Genomic DNA, 23,238 nt, shown 5'->3' with positions numbered 1-23,238 from the left:
GCCTTTTGTTAAAGACTGAGGTGAAAAGGATGAAAAAAAGGACGGCCATAGCGCTCATGATGGTAGCGTTTATCATCGGAGCAACGGGGATGTTTTTTGCAATTGATTGGTACGGCAAATCGAACATTTCATCGGTTTCAACCGAAAAGGGAATGTCACAAGAAGATTTGCAAAAAGTAAACGACGTGTACCGGACCATTTCCGGACAATATGTGTCGGATGTGAAAAAAGACAAGCTCGTGGAAGGCGCTATTAATGGAATGGTCGGTAGCTTAGATGACCCGTATACGAGCTATATGGGCGTAAAAGAAGCAACGCAATTTATGGAATCATTAGGTTCATCTTTTCAAGGGATTGGCGCAGAAGTAGGATTAATTGATGGAAAAGTCACGATTATTTCTCCGATTCGCGACACACCAGCAGAAAAAGCGGGACTAAAACCGAATGATACTATTTTAGAAATTGACGGCACATCAACTGATGGATTAAGTATTAATGATGCAGTGAAAAAAATTCGCGGGGAAAAGGGAAGCGAAGTATCACTAAAAATTTTACGTGTGGGTAGCAAAGAACCATTTAACGTCAATATCGTTCGTGACGATATTCCAATTATCACCGTTCGTTCAAAAATGGAAGAACAAAACGGCAAAAAAATCGGAATCATCGAAATTACATCATTCTCTGAACAAACAGCGACGGAGTTTAAAAAAGAATTAGACAAGCTTGAAAAAGAAGGCATCGACGGATTAGTGTTAGACGTACGCGGTAATCCAGGTGGGTACTTAACAAGTGTAGAAGACATTTTAGCGGAACTAATTCCAAAAGATAAACCATACGTCCAAATTGAAGACCGTAACGGTGAGAAAAAACCGTACTATACATCGATTACAGACAAAAAACCGTACCCAATTATCGGGTTAATTGACGAAGGAAGTGCTTCAGCATCAGAAATTTTAGCAGGTGCGTTAAAAGAAGCAGGCGAATATAAATTAGTCGGGGAAAAATCATTTGGAAAAGGAACGGTTCAACAAACGATGGATCTTGGCGATGGCAGCCAGTTAAAATTAACGATGTTTAAATGGTTAACACCAGACGGAAACTGGATCCATAAAAAAGGAATTGAACCGACAGTAGAAGTAAAACAACCCGATTACTATTATGTGACTCATTTAGAAGTGACTGAACCATTACAAATTGATACAAACGGCGAACAAGTGAAAAACGCGCAACAAATGTTAGCGGGACTTGGCTTTGAACCTGGCCGTACAGACGGATACTTTGACGAACAAACAAAAACAGCTGTACTCGCTTTTCAACAACAGAACGGACTAGAAGCAACAGGAATCATTGACGAAGAAACAGCTAGCTCCTTAGAATCGAAAGTGATCGAAAAAATTCGGTCGAAAGAAGAAGACCGTCAATTACAATCCGCGATTGAAATGGTAGCGGAATAAAAAAGGATTTTGAAAAAGAATGTCAAAATATATCCGTATAGTACGGATATATTTTGTTTCTTTTTTTAGGGCTCTTAATTGCCCTCCACTTTTTGTGTAGAAAGGAGTGGTACGATGGATATCATAGTAGAAATTGGACGAGGAATAGGCCGTTTTTTCCTCCATCCGCTTACATATGGATTTTTACTCATTGCCTTTACAATTGGATTATCTCGCGTCAAAAAAGAACGAGCGAGTTTCCATTATCGTATTTATGACGTCGTAGACGATGTGAAACTAGCAATTACCGGTGGATTAATTGGTGGACTTTTTCTTTCGCTAGTGACGATTTTATTAGGTGTAACGATTCCCTTAAGTATGATTGTACTAATTGGCATCGTATATCTCCTATTATGTCTCACCTTTCAAGTGCAATGGGTCTCTCCAGCATACGCGATTGGCCTTGCACTCGTACTAGTACTAGTATTACCAGAAAATGCGTTTCAACTAGCAATCTTTGATTCTATTTTAGATACGTCTTTTCCAATCGTATTAGTGTTACTTACGTTGCTTTTATTTTTAGAAGCATGGCTCCTTACAACAAAAGGAGCCAACCAAACATCTCCCGTTTTAATGAAAAGCGAACGGGGTAAAAAAGTAGGTGCACACGAATTAAGACGTCTTTGGTTAGTACCTGTCGTTTTATTTTTACCAGTCCAAGAAGGAATCCCAACATTCCCGTATTGGCCTGTGTTCCATATTGGAGATGTCACATTATCTCCAATCATCGTTCCATTCGGAATTGGTGTGTATCAATTTATGAAAGGAACCTTACCAGCAGATGCCGTGCAACAAACAGGACGTCAAGTCGGCATCTTTGCAGGAATCATCATGGTACTTACCTTACTTAGTTTTTACTTCCCAATGTTTGTTTGGATCACTATTATCGTAGCCATTATCGGACGAGAAGCGCTAAACGTGTATCATCGAATGAAAGAGAAAGAAGCAGCTCCTTACTTTTCTTCTCGAAAAAATGGGTTAGTCATCGTTGGCGTAATCCCAAATTCTGCAGCAGAAAAAATGGGATTAGCAATCGGAGAAGTTATCGTAAAATTGAATGGGGACAAAGTAAGGACGGAAAATGAGTTTTACGAAGCATTGCAAAAAAACAATGCATTCTGTAAATTAGAAGTATTAGACTTACAAGGAGAACTTCGCCTTGTAAACGGTGCAATTTACGATGATGAACATTATGAACTTGGTGTCTTATTAATAACAGAAGAAGTAGAACAAATGGAGGTGGAATCAAATGGGGGTATTCATTCTTAAAATTGTCGCAGCAGTCATTCTTCCACTCGCATTAACGGTAATCTTAACGAGAGCAACCTTTAACGAATGGGTTGCATTATTAATCGCGGTTGGATTTGTTGGCGGTGTATTTGGGGACATGTTAAAAGTAAACGGTGAATATAACATGATTGTCGTTGGAGCAGCATCTGTTTCCTTGTTAGTTGGCTTTGCATTGTCGGTGAAATTGAAAATGAAACTAGTAAAAGAAAAAAAAATTGGGTAAAAAGAAACCAGGCGTGGTAATCGCGACCTGGTTTTTAGTTATATCATCAAACGGATGGCCTATTCGCATAATTCGACATTTATTAAACAAAAGCGACATGGATACCATCTTTTCATACTATGTAGATAGTGTTAATATGTAAAATAAAATCAGACGTTAGACTGATAGGTACACCGATGTACCTATGTGAAGGGAAAGTTTGACTGAAATGAAGGTATCATTTCAAGGTTGAAGGGAGTTCGCTCGGTTGAGTTATCGAAGAAGATTAGCATTATTGGTCATTCTGGATTCTATTATAGTATTATCGGCAATTTACGTTAGTTTTTGGGTGTTGCACCCGGATTTAAATATTTTAAAAAATTCCACTTTATTCATTAGTTCAATTACACTTCTCATAAGCCACCACATTTTCGCAAGTATTTACCGACTTTACAACAAAGCGTGGGAATATGCCAGTATTGGTGAATTAATTGCTATTTTTAAAGCCGTGACGTTATCGATTTTAACAACGGCTCTCGTTCAGTTTGCAATTAATTCAGATGTGTATGCACGAGCATTAGTGATTACGTGGATGCTACATATGTTATTAATCGGCGGTTCGCGTTTTATTTGGCGTGTATTCCGGGATCAATACATAAAACAAACGACAGAAAAGAAACGAACATTAATTATCGGTGCTGGTGCTGCAGGGATGATGGTAGCCCGACAAATGTTAAAAAATCCAGACGGAGCATTACAACCAGTTGCCTTTATTGATGATGATATCAAAAAACATCGACTTGATTTCTTCGGTGTTCCCGTTGTTGGGGACGTGCATCATATAAAAGAAGCGGTAGATAGATATCAAGTAGAACAAATCATTATTGCCATTCCGTCTTTATCTAAAAAAGAAATACAGCGTATTTTCGATGCATGTGCAGAAACGAAAATTACGACAAAAATTGTCCCAAAATTAGAAGATATTATTACGGGAAAAGTAAGTGTAAACCAATTTCGTAATGTAGAAGTAGAAGATTTACTAGGTCGCGATCCAATCGAGTTAGACATGGCATCGATTTCAAAAAAATTAACTGGCAAAACGGTGCTCGTAACAGGAGCAGGTGGATCGATAGGTTCAGAGATTTGCCGTCAAGTATGCGAATTCGGACCTGAAAAACTCGTATTAGTCGGACATGGTGAAAATAGTATTTATCAAATCCATATGGAATTACATAACAAATACAAAGATTCAATCGAAATTGTGCCAGTCATCGGCGATGTACAAGACCGTGAACGCATGTTTGAAGTAGTAGATAAAAATCGCCCTCACGTTATCTATCACGCTGCAGCTCACAAACACGTTCCCTTAATGGAGTATAATCCTAGGGAAGCAGTAAAAAATAATGTGTTTGGAACAAAAAACATGGCAGAAGCAGCAGATACATTCGGCGTCAAAAACTTTGTTCTCATTTCAACAGACAAAGCAGTCAACCCACCAAACGTGATGGGAGCAACCAAACGTGTGGCAGAAATGGTGATTCAAAGCATGGCACAAAAAAGTGAAACAAAATTTGTAGCAGTACGGTTTGGAAATGTATTAGGAAGTCGTGGAAGTGTGATTCCATTATTTAAAAAACAAATTCAAGCTGGCGGACCTATTACCGTTACTCACCCAGAAATTACTCGTTATTTTATGACGATTCCAGAAGCGTCTCGTTTAGTGTTACAAGCGGGAGCACTTGCAAAGGGTGGAGAAATTTTTGTACTCGATATGGGGGAACCGGTGAAAATTGTAGATCTTGCGAAGAACTTAATTCAATTATCAGGATATACAGTGGATGAAATAGGAATTGAGTTTACTGGATTACGTCCTGGGGAAAAAATGTATGAAGAATTATTGAATGAAAACGAAATCCATCCGGAACAAATTTATCCGAAAATTTATATTGGGAAAGCAAGTGTACAAAATGTGTCCATGGTAATTAGTATGATAGAGAAGGTGCAGGATAATCCTAAGAAGTTAAAAGATTATTTGGTAGAAGTGGCGAATGTGAAACAAGAGAAAGAGCCAGTACTATCGAATATTCATTAAGAACTTTTAATGTTTGTTGATTACATAAATAAGACGGTGGTTAGAAAATGAGTAACTTACTGATTATCGGTGCAGGTGGTCATGGAAAAGTTGTAGCGGAAGCAGCGGAATTAAGTGGTGAATGGGATACTATTTCTTTTTTAGATGACCGAACAGATGTTACAAGTGTACTAGGTTTTAAGATTGTGGGAACACTAGATGAATATCGAAATTTTGTTACAGATTATTCAAATACCATTGTTGCCTTTGGTGATAATGAAAAACGACTAGAGTGGATTAAGAAATTGATTCACGCGGGATTTGATGTTCCAATTATTGTTCATCCTCATGCATCGGTAAGTAAGTATAGTTCTATTCAGTTAGGGACTGTTATCCTGTCGAGAGCTGTAGTTAATACTGGTACTACGTTAGGAACAGGTTGCATTGTGAATGTCAGTGCATGCGTGGACCATGATTGTGAAATAGGGGATGGAGTACATATTGGATCAGGTGCCATTGTCAGAAGTATGTGTCATATAGAGAGTTTAGCCGTGATAGGTGCTGCTTCTTATGTGAAATCAAGTACATATTTAAAAGAAAGATTTGTATTGCCTGAAGGTAAAACAGTAGGGAGTAATGGAATTTTGTGATGGAGTGAGAGGTGTTTTTTATGAAGGTTTATCCAGTAGTTAAAAGGATAATAGATTTTACATTATCTTTGATTGCAATGTTAATTCTTTGGCCATTATTTTTAGTAATGGCCATCATTATAAAAATAGATTCAAAAGGGCCAGTATTTTTTAAACAAAAACGAGTTGGAAAGAATAAAGAGTATTTCTATATATTAAAGTTTAGAACAATGAGAACAGATACACCAAATGATATGCCTACTCATTTACTGAAAGATCCAGAAGCATTCATTACTAAAAGCGGTAAATTTCTTAGGAAAACAAGTTTGGATGAGTTACCTCAAATTATTAACATACTTAAAGGTGAGATGAGTATTATTGGACCGAGACCTGCACTTTGGAATCAATATGATTTAATAGCTGAAAGGGATAAGTATAACGCCAATAATGTTTATCCAGGCCTTACTGGTTGGGCGCAAATTAATGGCAGGGACGAGTTGCCTATAGATATAAAATCTAAATTAGATGGGCAATATGTCGAAAAAATTGGGCTTCTTTTTGATATAAAAATATTTTTAAAAACAATTTTTAGTGTACTTAAAAGTGAAGGGGTTAAAGAAGGTAGTGATGGTTCCACAAAGGAATTGTGACATCTTCTTAAAATAATTTAATCGGATTTGAAATATAGCAAAAAAAGTAACAAGGGTGGAAAACCGAAATGAAAATTTTAATAACGGGTTCTAATAGTTATATAGGAAACGCCTTCATGAACTGGCTAAAACAATGGCCGGATCAATATGAAATACATAGTATATCAGTTAGAGGACATGAATGGGAAGGTAAGGATTTTTCTGTTTATGATTCAGTTTTACATGTAGCAGGAATTGCACATGTATCTAGTGATCCCAAAATGGAAGACCTATATTATCAAGTGAATCGTGATTTAGCAATCAAGGTCGCAGATAAATCTAAAAAAGATGGTGTCAAACAATTTGTTTTAATGAGTAGCATTATAATTTATGGTGATGACAATAAAATTGGTGTGGAAAAACCAATTACTGAAGAAACAACTCCTAGACCAACAAATTTTTATGGGAAAAGTAAATTAGAGTCTGATTTAGCAGTACAGAAAATGAATTGCGAAAGTTTTAAAACGGTCATTGTTAGAACGCCGATGGTTTATGGACCAGGGTGTAAAGGGAACTTTCCTAAGCTTAGGGATATTTCTAGATGGTGTATAGCTTTTCCTAACATTGATAATAAAAGAAGTATGATTTATATTGATAATTTATGTGAGTTTTTAAAACTTCAAATAGACAATATTTCTGATGGAGTATTCTATCCGCAAAATCGAGAATATGTGGCAACAAAAGATATCATTAAAACTTTTAGAGATATAGAAAATAAACGAACGTACTGTGTTAACTTATTTAATCCAATAGTCCGATTATTATCAAAGAAAATAAAATATATTAATAAGGTTTTTGGAAATAAATATTATGATAAGTCTATCTCAAATGTTCATGAATATAACGTAGTCGATTTTAAAGAATCAATAGAAAGAAGTAGTTAAAATGAAAAAGCATATTTTGGTTATTTCTCAGTATTTTTATCCCGAACAATTTCGAATAAATGACATATGTGAAGAATGGGTAAAAAGAGGATATAAAGTAACCGTTTTAACTGGTATACCAAATTATCCACAAGGGAAGTTTTACAAAGGTCATAGTTTTTTAAAAAAGAGAAAAGAAATTTATAAAGGTATAGAAATTATTCGAATTCCAATTATACCTCGTGGTAATTCATCAATTATGTTAGCTCTAAATTATTTATCATTTGTTGTATCAGGATTCTTTTTTTCATTTTTTACAATATTAAAACCAGATGTAGTATTTATTTATGAAGTATCTCCTATGACCCAGGCTTTACCAGGGGTATGGTTAGCAAAAAGAAGAAAAATTAAATGTTTACTTTATGTAACAGATTTATGGCCAGAAAATGTAGAAGTAGTTGCTGGCATTAAGAATCAATGGGTCATCGGTGGAATAGGAAGAATGGTTGATTATATTTATGAAAGATGCAACTTAGTATTAACGTCGTCAAAGAGCTTTATAAATTCTATTGAATCAAGAGGAGTTCAAAAAGAAAAGTTAAAATTTTGGCCACAATATGCCGAAGATTTTTACAAACCTGTAGAAGTTTCTAAAAATGACATTTCTGAAATACCTGATGATGATTATTTTAATATTATTTTTGCTGGGAATATTGGATATGCACAAGGTTTGGATATATTACCCCACGTAGCTCAAATAATAAATGAAGCTGGTTTAAAAGTAAGATTTAATATTATAGGAGATGGCAGGGCTAAAGAAGAATTGATTAGCCTAGCCCAAGTTAAAAAGGTAAGTAATAATTTTAATTTTATTGATAGACAACCAGCAGAGAAAATTCCTTTTTTTATGGCTAGAGGGGATGCTGCACTAATTTGTTTATCAAAAAATAAAGTTTTCGAAATTACTATTCCTGCAAAACTTCAATCTTGTCTTGCTTGTAAAATTCCTATTATTGTTAGTGCTGATGGTGAAGTATCTGATATTATATTAGAAGCAGAAGCTGGTGTTTGTAGCCCTGCCGCAAATGTAGAATTATTATCGAAAAAAATTATTGAATTGGCAAGACTTGAAAGCGAAGGACTAGCGAAAATGGCTGAAAATGGACTTTTTTATTATGAGAAAAACTTTAAAAAGGAAAATTTAATGGATAAAGTCGAAAAATTAATATGTGAGTAAAAGGAGATTTTACAAATGTTTAAAAATAAAACTTTACTTATTACTGGAGGAACAGGTTCATTTGGTAATGCTGTAATGAAACGATTTTTAGATACAGATATAGGGGAAATTCGAATTTTCTCTCGTGATGAAAAAAAGCAAGATGATATGCGTAAACACTATAAAAGTGATAAACTTAAATTTTACATTGGTGATGTAAGAGATTTAGCAAGTGTTAAAAACGCCATGCATGATGTTGATTATGTATTTCATGCTGCAGCTTTAAAACAAGTTCCTTCATGTGAGTTCTTTCCACTTGAAGCAGTAAAAACAAATGTAATTGGTACAGATAATGTTTTAACGGCTGCCATTAATTATGGGGTAAAAAAGGTAATTTGTCTTTCTACAGATAAAGCTGCTTATCCAATCAATGCCATGGGTATTTCAAAGGCAATGATGGAAAAAGTATTCGTAGCAAAATCAAGAACAGTCTCTCCTGAAAAAACACTCATTTGTGGAACACGTTACGGAAATGTAATGGCTTCAAGAGGATCAGTTATCCCTCTTTTTATTGAGCAAATTAAAAATGGACAACCATTAACAGTGACAGACCCAAATATGACAAGATATTTAATGAGTCTTGAGGAAGCTGTAGAGCTTGTCATTTTTGCGTTTGAAAATGCTAAAGCAGGAGACATTATGGTTCAAAAGGCACCTGCAAGTACAGTTGGAGATCTCGCGCAAGCAGTGAAAGAATTATTTCATGCTGATAATGAAATTAAAGTCATTGGAACCCGTCATGGTGAAAAGTTATATGAAACATTGCTTACAAAAGAAGAATATGTAGTGGCTGAAGATTTAGGTGGCTTCTTTAGAGTTCCAGCTGATCAAAGAGATCTTAATTATGATAAATATTTTGTTGATGGAGATATGAAGTTATCTACAGAACAAGAATATAACTCTCATAATACACAATTATTAAATGTAGAGCAGATTAAAGAAAAATTATTAACTTTAGATTATGTAAGGAAAGAATTGAAAGGGTATAATTAATAGTGTATAAAGTTTACCTGAACAATTTAAATTAATAAAAAAGGGGGGATATAAATGAAGATTCTAGTCACAGGGGCAAAGGGATTTATAGGGGGAAATCTTGTTGCTGAATTAAAGAATCGAGGATATACAGAAATATATGAATGTACTAGAGAAACAGAAGAGAACTTGTTAGCGATGTATACAAAAAAATGTAATTTTGTTTTTCACCTTGCTGGTATTAATAGACCTAGAGATAAAAAAGAGTTTATGGAAGGAAATTATGAATTTACATTAAAATTATTAAACTTACTAAAAAAACATAATAATCCATCCCCGGTTTTATTTACTTCTTCAATCCAAGCCCAAAAAAATAATCCGTATGGAGAAAGTAAAAGAGCCGGTGAAAAATTATTTTTCTCTTATACTAAAGAAACAGGAGTAAAAACATTTATTTATAGGCTTCCAAATATTTTTGGAAAGTGGTGTAAACCGAACTATAACAGCGTGGTGGCAACTTTTTGTTATAATGTTTCAAGGGACCTTGAAATACAGGTTAGTGATAAAAATGTGGATCTTACATTATGTTATATTGACGATGTGATAGAAGAATTTATTAAAGCGATGGAAGAAGAACCAACAACAGAAGAAAAGTATTGTATAATACCACTTTTATATAAAATTAAATTAGGTGAATTAGCTGATCTAATTCAAAGTTTTAAAGAAAGTAGACAAAATCTTTTCGTCCCTAATCTAGGAGATCCATTAACAAAGAAACTTTATAGTACTTATTTAAGCTACCTTCCCGAAGGTAAATTTTCATATCCATTAACGATGCACATCGATCAAAGAGGATCATTTACGGAGTTTATTAAATCACCTGAGCGAGGTCAGGTTTCAGTAAATATTTCAAGGCCAGGTATTACAAAGGGTAACCACTGGCATCATACGAAAAACGAAAAGTTTTTAGTGGTTAGTGGTGAAGGTTTAATTCGTTTTAGAAAAATTGATTTAGATGAGATTATTGAATATCGTGTTAGTGGCAGAAACCTTGAAGTAGTAGATATTCCTGTTGGATATGTACACTCTATTGTGAACGTTGGCAAAGATGATCTTGTAACTTTGATGTGGGCAAATGAACCTTTTGATCCAGATAAGACAGATACATACTTTTTGGAGGTTTAGAAATGAAGAATAAAATGAAAGTTATGACAATTGTGGGAACAAGACCAGAAATTATTCGATTATCAGAAGTAATCAAGGCTTGCGATAGATATTTTGATCACATGTTAGTACATACTGGGCAAAACTGGGATTACACATTAAATAAGGTATTTTTTGAGGAATTTAGTCTCCGTGAACCAGATTATTATCTTAATGCTGTTGGTGACCATCTTGGTGAAACAATAGGGAATATTATTGCAAAGTCATATGAAGTTTTGGTGAAAGAAAGGCCAGATGCTTTATTAATTTTAGGAGATACGAACAGTTGTATGTCAGCTATAGCTGCGAAACGTTTAAAAATACCTATTTTTCATATGGAAGCAGGAAATAGATGTTTTGATCAAAATGTTCCTGAAGAAATTAATCGAAAAATTGTCGATCATGTTTCAGATATTAATTTACCATATACAGAACATAGTCGCCGTTATTTGTTGTCTGAAGGAATCCGTAAAGAACATATTTTTGTTACTGGATCACCAATGACTGAAGTAATTTATAAAAATATGGATAATATTATAAATAGTAAAGTACTTGAAGAATTAGGACTCGAAAAAGGTAAATATATCCTTGTTTCAGCGCATCGTGAAGAAAATATTGATAATGAAGAAAATTTCTTTTCGTTAATGAATGCTTTAAATAATATTGCAGAAACATATCAATTACCAGTTATTTATTCAACCCATCCACGTAGTTGGAAAAGGATTGAAGAGAGAAGGTTTAAATTTCATCCATTAATTAAACAATTGAAACCGTTCGGTTTTTTTGATTATAATCAGTTACAATTAAACTCATTTTGTGTTTTATCAGATAGTGGTACTTTATCAGAAGAATCAGCAATTCTTGGTTTTCCTGGAGTATTAATAAGAACTTCTACAGAGAGACCAGAAGTACTAGATAAGGGTACTATAATAATTGGTGGAATTAACCAAAAAGATATTATTCAATCAGTTGAACTAAGCCGAATGATGTGGAAAAATAATGAGAAAACAGTTATCGCTACTGATTATACAGATACTAATGTATCAATCAAGGTTTTGAAAATTATACAAAGTTATACAAAAGTAATCAATCGAGTGGTATGGGTGAAAAGTTATGAGTAAATTTAGCATAAAAGAAAAGATAGAGGGGCTAATTTATTATGCATATAATATTTTTTCTGATTGTATTTTTTTAACGCTTAAATTTAAAGATAGAAAACTTATTCGGAAAAATATGAAATTTAAAGATATCCATAAAAATAAACGTTGTTTTATTTTAGGTACAGGTCCATCATTGAAAAATGTTAACCCAAAATATTTGGAAGGTGAAATTACTTTTGGGGTAAATCATTTATATAAAAGTGAATTACTTAAATATATTATTCCTACATATTACTGTTTAGTGGATAATAAATTTTTAAATGAACATAGTAATATAACAAAGAAGCTTGTTAAAGAAATGAAAGAGACAACTTTTTTTTTAAGAACAGAAACTTATACAATTTTCAACACATCTACACATGCTCCAGTTAATGTTAATTACTTGTATTCAAAACTATATCCTGTTGGTAAATATAAAAAAAATGATATCGCTAAAAATTCTAAAGCCACGTTTAATGTTGTGCCAGAATGTATTAAGATAGCTATGTATATGGGTTTTACAGAAATTTACTTACTTGGTTGTGACTTCAATTCCTTTGCGTCTATTAATGTTGAACATTGTTATGATAATGAAAACCAAAAAATAATATCTAAAAGAAGTAGAACTTTAGGTGAAGAACTTAAAGAGTATTCCATTGTAAGTTCTATCCATTATTCTTTAAAAGAGTATGCAGATGCAAATAATATATCTATTATTAATTTAACAACGAATAGTCTATTGGATGCTTATGAGAAAAAAAATATTGAAGATGTAATTATAAATTAAAATATCGTATTGAATAGTAAGAATCACCTAGTATTTTGAAGGAATGATTTGATGGAAAATACAAATGATACAACAAGGAAAATGAAATTATATAGTATGCAGGCTACAATCATAATATCTTTATTTTATTTTTTTTATTTTATTAAAATGATAGCCCAATCATCTAGAATTCTTTTTTTGATATCTACAATCTTAATGTTTATTATAGGAATAACTAGTTTTATGTATGTATTAATTAGTCAAAGATTTAAAAATAAGGGCAGGATAATTTTCATTATCTTTGTTTTATTTCTTTTTGGATTAATATCTTCTTTCTATAACAATAATTATAGGTTTCAAGATTACTTTTTACTTCTTCAATATATAGGAATAGGTTTACTATTAATAAGGTATAAGTTAAATTATAAAATTATATCCTATTTCTTTTTTTTATATGTGTTTTTCTTTATATATCATATAGTTACTGGTACACACCCAGATAATATCTTTAGTGTAAGTAGAAATAATATATCAGTATTTATGATATTACAAGTTGTTCTATTGTATATTTCGATGTATCAGAATAATCTTCCTATAAAATTATATCCATCTATTATTCTTGTGATTTTATGTATTTGGGCTATTGGAAGAAGCGGTATCTTAGTTTCAATTATTTTGTTATTAGGAATATTATTATATTTACAAATATATAATAAAAAAAAAGTTTTTAAAAATATATTATTAATAATTTTACTTTTATCTTTATTTTATATTTTTATAAATTATTTTTATGGATTTATTAATGGTGCAGTAGAAAGGACATCACGTTTAGGAATGAAAGATACTTCTAGACTCGCAATAAATGAAGAGTATTTAAGAGTTGCATTGTTGTCATTTGACAACTTTTTCTTCGGCTTTTATTTATATGATAATTTTATATTCTCTTTATTTGGTTATAATTTGCATAATTCTTATGCAAGGCTTCATTCTTTTTTTGGTATTGTAGGTGTCTTGATTTTTTTTGTATTAATTGTAAAGACTTTTTATAAATATATTAAAATAAAAAATTACCTTTTTTCACTGCTTTTTACTATATTATTAATTCGGATTACTACTGATATAGCAGCATTTCATGGTCCTTTCGATCCGTTGATCTATTTTTTTACTATGAGTAGTTTTATTGTTTCTAAATTAAAATATAATTCACATAAAACGGAGGAATCAAGATGTTACCAGCAATTTTAGGTGGAGAACCAATTAGAAAAAAACCATTACCTTATGCTAAACAATATATAGATAATGATGATTGCAAGGCAGTTACGGATGTATTAAAAAGTGATTTTTTAACAACAGGACCGAAAGCTAGGGAATTTGAAGAAAAAATAGCGGATTATGTAGGAACTAAATTTGCTGTTGCATTTTCAAATGGTACAGCAGCTTTACATGCAGCATGTTTTGCAGCTGGGGTTAAATCAGGAGATGAAGTTATTACAACGCCGATAACCTTTGCAGCTTCAGCTAACTGTGCTTTATACATGGGAGCAACCCCTGTATTTGCAGATATTAATTCTGATACATTTAATATAGATCCTAATGAAATCGCTAAAAAAATTACCAAAAATACAAAAGCAATTATTCCTGTAGACTTTACTGGACAAGCGGTTGATATTGATGCAATAAATGAATTAGTTAAAGGTACGGATATTGTTGTTATAGAAGACTCAGCTCATGCATTAGGTACAAAATATAAGGGAACTCGTGTTGGTGGATTAACAGATATGACTGAATTTAGTTTTCATCCTGTTAAAACAATTACAACGGGTGAAGGTGGTATTATTACTACAAATAATAAGAATTATTATGAAAAATTAACGAATTTTAGAGGCCATTGTATTACTCGAGATATTAATCAACTTCATAACAAAGATGGTGGAGGCTGGTATTACGAACAACTTGATTTAGGATATAATTATCGTATTACAGATTTTCAATGCGCCCTTGGTATAAGTCAAATGAAAAAGTTAGATTGGTTTATTACAAGAAGAAAAGAAATAGTATCAAAATACAATGAAGCTTTTAAGAATTTAGAAGGCGTTATTCTACAAAAAAACGCTGATTTTTCAGATGCGTCTAATCATTTATATGTCTTAAAGCTTGATTTACCAAATTTAAAGGCAACTCGTAAAGAAATTTATAATGCTTTAATTGCTGAACATATAGGTGCACATGTACATTATATACCAGTTTATTGGCATCCATATTATCAAAAATTAGGATATGGAAAAGGATTATGCCCAAGAGCAGAAGAATTATATAATTGCATGCTTACCATCCCTTTATTTCCTGCGATGTCTGATGAAGATATTGATGATGTAATTAATGGAGTTTATAAAATTATTAATTATTATAGAAAGTAGGATTAGTATGAAAGTAGGAGTAATAATTCAAGCTAGAATGGGCTCTACAAGACTTCCAGGGAAAATTATGAAAGAAGTAATGGGAAAACCATTATTGGAATATCAAATTGAACGGGTAAAACGTGCAAAAACAATTGATGAAATTATTATTGCTACTACAACAAAAAAAGCAGATAATCAAATTGCTGAGTTTTGTGAACAACTTTCTATTCCTTGTTACCGCGGTTCAGAAGAAGATGTATTAGCAAGATATTATGAAGCAGCAACAAAATACAAGGTAGATATTATTGTTAGAATAACTTCTGATTGTCCGGTTATCGATCCAGAAGTGATTGATCGAGTAGTAGACAAATATCAAGATGGTAATTATGATTATGTATCTAATACAATTGAACGAACTTTCCCTAGAGGTATGGATACAGAAGTATTTTCTTATGCAATTTTAAAACAAATGTATAATGAAGCAAATCAATCAATAGAGCGTGAACATGTAACTCCATATCTTTATTTAAATCCTGATAGATTTAAAATAGGAAACTATAGTAATGAAGATAACCATGGTTTTCTTCGATTAACTGTAGATACGCAAGAAGATTTTTTGTTAATAGAAGATATTTTCATTAATTTATATTCTAAAAATCCAAAATTTAAATTAAAAGATCTTGTTTATTATTTAGTAGAGTTACACCCTGAAAAACAAAATATTAATTGTTCCATAGAGCAAAAAAAATTAGGTGAATGAAAAATGGTAAAGTTGAGAAAAATTAAAAAATCTGATTTAAAAATGATTATGGAATGGAGAATGTCTCCAGAAGTAACAAAGTACATGTATACAGATCCTAAATTAACATTGGAAGATCAAGAGAAATGGTATGAAAAAATTAATCAACAAAGTGATGTTGAGAAATACTGGATTATTCAATTAAATGATGGAACAGATGTAGGAGTAATGAGTGTAAATAATATAGATATACTAAATAGACAAGCTTCATGGGCCTACTACATTGGAAGTATAGCTGCAAGAGGTAAAGGTTTGGGGAGAATTTTAGAATGTAATATGTATGATTACGTATTTGATGAATTGAAATTAAATAAATTGTGGTGCGAAGTATTTGAATTTAATGAAAAGGTAATAAATATACATAAAAAATTCGGATCAAAAATCGAAGGAGTATTAAAAGAACATATTTATAAAAATGGAGAATACTTCAACGTCGTACGTATGGGGATTTTAAAAAAAGAATGGGAATTTGAAAAGACAAATCATGATTATGAAAAATTAGAAATTGAATATTATTAATATTTTTTATAAGTATTAATTTTTAGTAGGTTATATATTTATAATGATTATTTTTATGTCCAATTAATAACTATGTTCAATTGGAGGATTTTTAAAATGTTAAATGAAATTAAAGTTTTAGATAAAGTAGTAGGGAGCACCCATAAGCCATTTATTATTGCAGAAATGTCAGGAAATCACAATCAATCTTTAGATAGAGCACTTGAAATTGTTGAAGCAGCTGCTAGGGCTGGTGTAGATGCGTTGAAAATTCAAACATATACAGCTGATACAATGACATTGGATGTTGAAGAAGGCGAATTTTTTATTAAAGATAAAAATAGTCTTTGGAAAGGGAAATCATTATATAAGCTATATGAAGAGGCTTATACACCTTGGGAATGGCATAAGCCTATTTTTGATAGAGCTCGTGAATTAGGTATGATTCCTTTTAGTAGTCCGTTTGATGAAACAGCAGTTGATTTTTTAGAAGAATTGGATGTTCCACTTTATAAAATAGCATCTTTTGAAAATACGGATATCCCTTTAATTAAGAAAGTTGCTTCAACAGGAAAACCAATGATTATTTCTACTGGAATGGCAACTGTAGCAGAACTAGATGAAACCGTTAGAACAGCGAGGAAATATGGTTGTAAAGATTTAATTTTATTAAAGTGTACGAGTACTTATCCTGCAACGCCAGAAAATACAAATATCATTACAATTCCTCATATGCGAGAATTATTTGATGTCCAAGTAGGATTATCTGATCATACAATGGGAACTGGTGTAGCGGTTGCTAGTGTTGCCCTAGGTGCTACGGTAATTGAAAAACATTTTACATTAGATAGAGCGGATGGTGGAGTAGATTCTGTATTTTCAATGGAACCAGCTGAAATGAAATCTTTAGTAATAGAAACAGAAAGGGCTTGGAAATCTTTAGGGAAAATAACATATGGTCCCACTGAAAAGGAAAAGGACTCCTTAAAATTTAGAAGATCTATTTATGCAGTAAAAAATATTAAAGCTGGGGAAGAGTTTACTAAAGAAAATATTAAAGTAATAAGACCAGGGTATGGGTTAGAACCAAAATATTATGAAGATTTGTTGGGTAAACAAAGCAAAAAAGACCTAAAAATTGGAACACCTATAAGGCTAGATTCAATTTTATAATATATAAATAACAGTAATTCTTTAAAAATTCAAAGAAAAATTTTCTTTGGATTTTTTGGTTAAAATTGATTGTCATATCTGTGTAAATGCATTTTAAAAAAAGGAATTATTTTTTTTGAGTTTGCAAAATCTATTAAAAATTATAGTCTAATACAAAAAATAATGAGGTAATCTCAATGAAAAAAACAGCTGTTATATTAATGATAGTAACTATAATTTCTAAAGTTTTTGGTTTTTTAAGGGATATTTCTTTATCATATTTTTATGGTGCATCAAATATAAGTGATGTTTATTTAATATCTCTTATTATTCCAAACGTTTTATTCGGCATCATTGGTGCAGGTATTTCAACTGGATATATCCCAATGTACACATTGATAGAAAAACAAAATGGAAAAAAAGTAGCAGATAGATTTACAAGTAATTTAGTAGGTGTCTTAATATTGATGTGTACAGTTATTGTAATATTATCTTTATTATTCACGGAATCAATAATAAAGATTTTTGCTTCAGGGTTTGAGGGGGAAACATTAAATTTAGCAATACAATTTACAAGAATTAGTATATTCGGAATATATTTTACTGGTTTGGTTTATATTTTTAGTGGTTTTCTTCAACTAAAGGGTAATTATGTTATACCTGCATTAATAGGTATCCCATTAAATTTTTTTGTTATCTTATCTATATTTTTAAGTTCAAACATAAATATTATAGTATTATCAATTGGAAGTGTAATAGCTTTTGCCTCACAACTCATTCTATTAATTCCATTTATTATAAAAAAAGGATATGTGCATAAATTTACAATTAATTTCAAAGACGAGCATCTAAAAAAGATGGGTTATATGGCTTTACCAATAATATTTGGGGTATCGATAAATCAAATTAATATTTTAGTAGATAAAACATTGGCTTCTCAAATAGCCGTAGGTGGAATTTCAGCACTTAATTATGCTGATAGGTTAAATCAATTTGTGCAGGGTATATTTGTTTTATCTATTTCAACTGCTATGTTTCCTCTGATAACTAAAATGGCTAGTGCAAATAATATTAAAGGTTTGAAAAAAACAGTTTCAGAAGCAATTAGTTTGGTTAATTTGTTAGTAATCCCCATTACTTTTATTTCAATAATATTTGCTGAGTCAGTAGTTAACTTATTATTTGGTAGAGGGGCCTTCGATTCTAATGCTTTATATATGACATCTACTGCATTGAGTTTTTATGCTGTCGGAATGATAGGTTTTGGTTTACGCGAGGTATTATCTAGAACATTTTATTCTTTACAGGATACTAAAACACCAATGATTAATGCAACAATGGGTGTTATTTTAAATATTATTTTAAATATTATTTTATCAAAATTTTTAGGTATTGGTGGATTAGCATTAGCTACGAGTATATCTGCCATTGTGACGACATTACTACTGTTTTTGAGCTTAAGGAAAAAAATAGGACCATTTGGTTTCAAAAATATCGTTATTTCTTTTTTGAAAATTTTAATTGCTTCGATTATTATGGGTATTATCTCAAAATATACATATGTATATTTAATTAATAGTATTGATTGTAACTTCTCACTCATACTCTCACTTATACTAGGATGTTTTGTCTATTTTATTGTAGGAAATTTACTTAAAATAAAAGAGATAAAGATTATTATGAAAGCATTAAAATTGTAAAAGGTTCATTAATCCTTATAATATGAGTGAATTTCATAATTCAATACTTTATAATTTTAATGAATTTAAAAAAATAATAAAGGAAGTACCTCCAAAAAATCTTGTATAATGATTATCAATAATAGTATATTATTTTATTCTTGCAACACTTTTTTATGATACTTAAATGTTTCTGTTGATAGAATAAATACTCAATTGTTTCAAAGGCATGATAAAAATTTTATTTTTAAACACTGTTATTCTGTTATTTTTTTTAAAAGAGCAATTATTCAATTAATCAACGCAGATAAAAAAACTAACAAATTGTAACAAAATTTAATATAAAATACATTAACCGAATAGAATTAGTAAAAATAAAATTTATGTTGATTGAAAATAGATTAATTTCAAAAAGGTGATTAAATTGAGAAGAGTTTTAATTCGTGTTGATGCAGCAACAAATATCGGAACAGGTCATGTTATGCGTTGTTTAACTTTAGCACATGCACTTAAAAAAAAAGAATATCGTATTTCTTTTATTTGTAGAAAACATATTGGACATATGGCTGATTATATAAAGTCACAAGGATTTGATGTATATCTTTTACCCAGATTAATTGAAATAAAACGCTTTAACTATTTGACATGGATTGGAGCAACAATAGAAAATGATGTCTATGAATGTATGAAAATCATTCAATCTTTGAAACAAGAAATTGATTGGATGATAGTTGATCATTATGGGATTGATGAGAATTGGGAATTAATCATAAAAAAACATGTTAATCGTATTTTAGTTATTGATGATTTAGCAAATCGAAAGCATAATTGTGATATTTTATTAGATCAAAACTTTACCTATAATTATGAAAAACGTTATAATCATTTAGTGAATAAAGATGCTTTAAAATTATTAGGACCTAAGTACACAATATTACGTGAAGAATTTATTCAAGCTCGACATTCATTGCCTCATAAGAATGGTAAAATAGAACATTTGCTTGTATTCTTTGGTGGAAGTGACGATACTAACGAGACTATGAAGATATTACAGTCATTTAAATTATTAACATTATATAAAATAGAAAAAATAGAAGTAGATGTTGTGGTTGGAATAAATAATCAAATGAAAGAAGAAATTAAAAATATTTGCAGTAAATTTGAAAACATACATTTTCATTTCAATATAAATTATATGGCTGAATTAATGAAACGAGCGGATTTAGCTATTTGTGCAAGTGGATCAACTACATGGGAACGTTATTGTTTAGGATTGCCAGGTATTGTAATAGCTACAGCAGAAAATCAAATCCCAATAGCTGAATCATTACAAATTTATGAGATTGACACTTATTTAGGGATGTATTCAGATGTCTCTCAGGAAAATTTAATAAAGGTCTTAAAAAAAATGCTAGTGAACGAAGATGAATATACATTTCATTTAAAGCAAAAAAAATGTTTAGAATTAATCGATGGTCAAGGAATTAATGTATTAGTTGATAAATTAGTTTGATTTTTCGAATCATCATAATACAAATTTTAGTTAATGAATAAATTCATATAAAAAGAAACCTACTTATTGAAGTATAGATACATGGATACCCCTTCTGTTATGATAGATGTCGTATGAGGTTAACGTGGTATGGTAGAGAAAATTACACGGAGGTCATCGACATAACAAAAGTGGAATGTCAACACTAAACTAAACAATATTTTTAAGGAATATAAATGCTTTATGGTGTTGAATGAACTGCTCCTTACTAAAAATAGAGTGCATAGTTTGTCACTTGACTTTGAACCTCTACGGGTGTGATTTAATCGCCAGGACACCAGCTTATTAAAAAAACACGCTGGCTCGCCGAATAAGGCTATCACGCCCATCTCTCTAAGTAAAGTGGGCACATTGAAGTTAGATAGTGGTCTGCTCTAACTGATGCTGAAGCTTGTACTCCCTTGGTGTCAAATAGTCTAATGACTCATGAATACAAATATTATTAAACCAATTGACGTAATCAAACAATTGGAGATCAAGCTCTTCCTGACTAGAGAAAACGGTGCCTTTGACGAACTTTGTTTTAATTGTTTTAAAGGTTGCTTCAGCAACTGCGTTGTCATATGGCGTGCCTTTATGGCTTGATAATCTGTCGATGCCAAACGTAATTAGTGCTTCATCCATTAATTGATTTTTAAACTCACTTCCACGGTCAGTATGGAATAATTCAAGGTGATTTGAGTTGTATGGTACTGTCGCAAAGGCGCGTTGAACTAACTTTGCATCCTTGTGTGGACCATCATTGTGACCAATGATTTTACGGTTGTGTAAATCAACCACCATACAAATATAATGCCATTTTTGTCGCACTCGAACGTAAGCCAAATCACATACAACTCCTTTCAATGGCTGGTCCTGGATAAATGCACGGTTTAACACATTGCCGACGTCAGGTTTATTTACGGTTGTCTTTTTGGGCTTAAACTGGATAACTGTGTACTTAGAGACAAGTCCTTGGTCTTTTATCATTCTACCGATGCGGCGACGAGAGACCTGTCAGCCTTTCTTTTGAAGTTCTTTTTTTGATTTTCCGTTGGCCATAGACACATCTATTTTCCTTGAATATTTCCACAATTAACTTGGGTAGTTCCTCTTCTTCTTTTGTATCACGTTCTTTCGCTTCATAATAGCCCGTGTTTCTAGGAATTTGTAGGACTTCGAACATTGCTGATATCGAGTATTTTTGTCGAATATTACGAATCACATCTACTTTCGTCCCATGATCAGCACGGCTTGCTTTTTAGAGTATCTAGCATTTTAATGCGTAGATACTTTTATACCTTTAGGTGCAAATATCATTTTCCATGGCAACCCTTTGGTTTTCTTTGCGTAATTTGATTAGCTCTTCCTGTTCGGGGGTTCGATTGTCTTTTTTTTGGTCATAACTGATTCTCCTTCGATTAATAATTGAATTCAGTTTATATGACATTGAAATATTTGTCTAACTAAGTGTAATCGATTCATAAATGATTTAAACTATATTAGAGAAAAAATAGTATATAAAAATTTTATGAAAATAAATATTGAACAATTTTTTAGTAGTATTATTTTTGAATCGAAAAATAAGTATCTTAAGTAACCACTCCTTTAATCACCTCACTCACAACTCCAAAAAACTCCTCCATCATCACTCCATTCCAATGATCTTCATGAAAAATCAACTGTACTTCCCGCCAAGATTTCTCCGTGCCAAGCGACCGATATGTCAACACTCCTTTCTCCACTTCTTCCTGAATCGCTAATCGTGAAATAAAAGTAACACAATTCCCCAGCGTAATCATTTTCTTAATCGTTGTAAAAGAATCGAGTTCAATAATATGTTCTAATTTCACTTGATGTTCTTCCATCCATGAGGTAAGTAATTCTTTCGTTGATGATGTGTATTTATGCACTAATATTTTTTCATTCTGCAATTCATGGACTGAAAATGTGTTTCTCGTATGGATGGGATGACTCGTTGAAAAGGCGAGTACGACTTCGTCTGTGGCTAAAGATTTTCGAATTAAATTTGGCGATGATGTTCCTTTTCCTTTCATAATAATTCCGCAGTCTAATTTGTGTTGTTCGACTAATGCTTCGATTTCTGGTGCGGTTCCGACTTCTAATGATAGTTTGTGGTGCGGATGTTTCAGCATAAATGTATGAAAAATTTGCGGAATGAAATAAAAGGCGGGGACACCGCTTGCGCCGATTCGTAATGCTCCTCTTTTTCCTTCTGTATATTCTTTCATCACGATGGAGAGTTCCTTTTCTAATTGGATGATCTTTTTTGCATAATGGTAAAACGCTTCTCCCGCTTCTGTTAAAAAGTATCTTCCTGTATGCGTATGAAATAACTTGACTCCCATTTCTTCTTCTAACGATTGGATATGAAATGATACGGTTGGTTGTTTCACTTGTAAAGTGGATGCGACGTCTGTCATTTTTTGCTGTTCCACGAGTAAGCAGAAACTTTTTAATTTGATTGTATTCATCGATTACCTCCACGATTATAGAAAAATTCTATACATATGAATAGTTTATTAGATTATTTTTAATTGATTGTTAACAGAGTATTAATATTTGC

20 protein-coding genes and 1 pseudogene are annotated in these 23,238 nt (G+C 31.7%); 19 read left to right on the top strand and 2 right to left on the bottom strand.

The window, feature by feature from the left end:
* The first annotated feature begins 29 nt into the window (after window positions 1–29).
* From BN1372_RS12190 to pseG, 19 genes are all read left to right on the top strand, one after another.
* Window positions 30–1,454, top strand: a complete 1,425-nt coding sequence (locus BN1372_RS12190) for a S41 family peptidase (protein ID WP_062199866.1) — start codon at window positions 30–32, stop codon at window positions 1,452–1,454.
* A 114-nt stretch (window positions 1,455–1,568) separates the two neighbouring features.
* Window positions 1,569–2,762, top strand: coding sequence for a PDZ domain-containing protein (locus BN1372_RS12185; RefSeq protein WP_062199864.1), 1,194 nt, complete (start codon window positions 1,569–1,571; stop codon window positions 2,760–2,762).
* The gene (locus tag BN1372_RS12180; RefSeq protein WP_062199862.1) at window positions 2,743–3,006 is read left to right on the top strand and encodes a DUF2198 family protein; all 264 of its coding nucleotides are present in this window, start codon (window positions 2,743–2,745) and stop codon (window positions 3,004–3,006) included. The genes BN1372_RS12185 and BN1372_RS12180 overlap by 20 nt, the downstream gene beginning before the upstream one ends.
* Before the next feature lie 247 nt (window positions 3,007–3,253).
* Window positions 3,254–5,077 (top strand): polysaccharide biosynthesis protein, encoded by a 1,824-nt coding sequence (locus tag BN1372_RS12175; RefSeq protein ID WP_062199860.1) that lies wholly within the window; start codon window positions 3,254–3,256, stop codon window positions 5,075–5,077.
* A gap of 47 nt (window positions 5,078–5,124) precedes the next feature.
* Window positions 5,125–5,706 (top strand): PglD-related sugar-binding protein, encoded by a 582-nt coding sequence (locus BN1372_RS12170; RefSeq protein ID WP_062199858.1) that lies wholly within the window; start codon window positions 5,125–5,127, stop codon window positions 5,704–5,706.
* A gap of 20 nt (window positions 5,707–5,726) precedes the next feature.
* Window positions 5,727–6,335 carry a sugar transferase gene (locus tag BN1372_RS12165; RefSeq protein WP_062199856.1) on the top strand — a complete coding sequence of 203 codons (609 nt, stop codon included), beginning with the start codon at window positions 5,727–5,729 and terminating at the stop codon, window positions 6,333–6,335.
* Window positions 6,336–6,403: 68 nt separating this feature from the next.
* Window positions 6,404–7,258: an NAD-dependent epimerase/dehydratase family protein gene (locus tag BN1372_RS12160; protein WP_062199854.1), complete on the top strand. Its 855-nt coding sequence runs from the start codon at window positions 6,404–6,406 to the stop codon at window positions 7,256–7,258.
* A gap of 1 nt (window position 7,259) precedes the next feature.
* Window positions 7,260–8,474, top strand: a complete 1,215-nt coding sequence (locus BN1372_RS12155) for a glycosyltransferase family 4 protein (protein WP_062199852.1) — start codon at window positions 7,260–7,262, stop codon at window positions 8,472–8,474.
* A 15-nt stretch (window positions 8,475–8,489) separates the two neighbouring features.
* A complete protein-coding gene (locus tag BN1372_RS12150) occupies window positions 8,490–9,506 on the top strand; it encodes a nucleoside-diphosphate sugar epimerase/dehydratase (RefSeq protein WP_062199850.1) in 1,017 nt (338 codons plus the stop codon).
* Window positions 9,507–9,560: 54 nt separating this feature from the next.
* Window positions 9,561–10,670 (top strand): polysaccharide biosynthesis C-terminal domain-containing protein, encoded by a 1,110-nt coding sequence (locus BN1372_RS12145; protein WP_062199848.1) that lies wholly within the window; start codon window positions 9,561–9,563, stop codon window positions 10,668–10,670.
* 2 nt (window positions 10,671–10,672) lie between these two features.
* Window positions 10,673–11,809, top strand: coding sequence for a non-hydrolyzing UDP-N-acetylglucosamine 2-epimerase (gene wecB, locus BN1372_RS12140; protein ID WP_062199845.1), 1,137 nt, complete (start codon window positions 10,673–10,675; stop codon window positions 11,807–11,809).
* Window positions 11,802–12,614 (top strand): 6-hydroxymethylpterin diphosphokinase MptE-like protein, encoded by an 813-nt coding sequence (locus BN1372_RS12135; protein WP_062199842.1) that lies wholly within the window; start codon window positions 11,802–11,804, stop codon window positions 12,612–12,614. Before wecB ends, BN1372_RS12135 begins: the two co-directional genes overlap by 8 nt.
* Before the next feature lie 51 nt (window positions 12,615–12,665).
* Window positions 12,666–13,838 carry a hypothetical protein gene (locus BN1372_RS12130; RefSeq protein WP_062199840.1) on the top strand — a complete coding sequence of 391 codons (1,173 nt, stop codon included), beginning with the start codon at window positions 12,666–12,668 and terminating at the stop codon, window positions 13,836–13,838.
* Window positions 13,820–15,010: a UDP-4-amino-4,6-dideoxy-N-acetyl-beta-L-altrosamine transaminase gene (gene pseC / locus BN1372_RS12125; protein ID WP_062199838.1), complete on the top strand. Its 1,191-nt coding sequence runs from the start codon at window positions 13,820–13,822 to the stop codon at window positions 15,008–15,010. Before BN1372_RS12130 ends, pseC begins: the two co-directional genes overlap by 19 nt.
* A gap of 7 nt (window positions 15,011–15,017) precedes the next feature.
* Entirely contained in the window at window positions 15,018–15,752 is a 735-nt protein-coding gene (locus BN1372_RS12120) for a cytidylyltransferase domain-containing protein (RefSeq protein ID WP_062201336.1), read from the top strand.
* Between the two features lie 3 nt (window positions 15,753–15,755).
* Entirely contained in the window at window positions 15,756–16,310 is a 555-nt protein-coding gene (pseH, locus tag BN1372_RS12115) for a UDP-4-amino-4,6-dideoxy-N-acetyl-beta-L-altrosamine N-acetyltransferase (RefSeq protein ID WP_062199837.1), read from the top strand.
* A gap of 96 nt (window positions 16,311–16,406) precedes the next feature.
* A complete protein-coding gene (pseI, locus tag BN1372_RS12110) occupies window positions 16,407–17,462 on the top strand; it encodes a pseudaminic acid synthase (protein WP_062199835.1) in 1,056 nt (351 codons plus the stop codon).
* Window positions 17,463–17,638: 176 nt separating this feature from the next.
* A complete protein-coding gene (gene murJ / locus BN1372_RS12105; protein ID WP_062199833.1) occupies window positions 17,639–19,141 on the top strand; it encodes a murein biosynthesis integral membrane protein MurJ in 1,503 nt (500 codons plus the stop codon).
* A 403-nt stretch (window positions 19,142–19,544) separates the two neighbouring features.
* The gene (gene pseG / locus BN1372_RS12100; RefSeq protein ID WP_074018186.1) at window positions 19,545–20,633 is read left to right on the top strand and encodes a UDP-2,4-diacetamido-2,4,6-trideoxy-beta-L-altropyranose hydrolase; all 1,089 of its coding nucleotides are present in this window, start codon (window positions 19,545–19,547) and stop codon (window positions 20,631–20,633) included.
* A 396-nt stretch (window positions 20,634–21,029) separates the two neighbouring features.
* Here pseG and BN1372_RS15305 read toward each other — a convergent pair.
* Window positions 21,030–22,050, bottom strand: a pseudogene (locus BN1372_RS15305) (IS3 family transposase); the annotation flags it as partial.
* A 193-nt stretch (window positions 22,051–22,243) separates the two neighbouring features.
* Window positions 22,244–23,146 carry a LysR family transcriptional regulator gene (locus BN1372_RS12090; RefSeq protein ID WP_062199832.1) on the bottom strand — a complete coding sequence of 301 codons (903 nt, stop codon included), beginning with the start codon at window positions 23,144–23,146 and terminating at the stop codon, window positions 22,244–22,246.
* Window positions 23,147–23,238 lie beyond the last annotated feature (92 nt).

The organism is Massilibacterium senegalense, assembly GCF_001375675.1.
GTDB classification, from domain to species: domain Bacteria; phylum Bacillota; class Bacilli; order Bacillales; family Massilibacteriaceae; genus Massilibacterium; species Massilibacterium senegalense.
The sequence above is the reverse complement of the archived record's forward strand: the minus strand, read 5'-3'. Positions and strand labels throughout refer to the sequence as shown.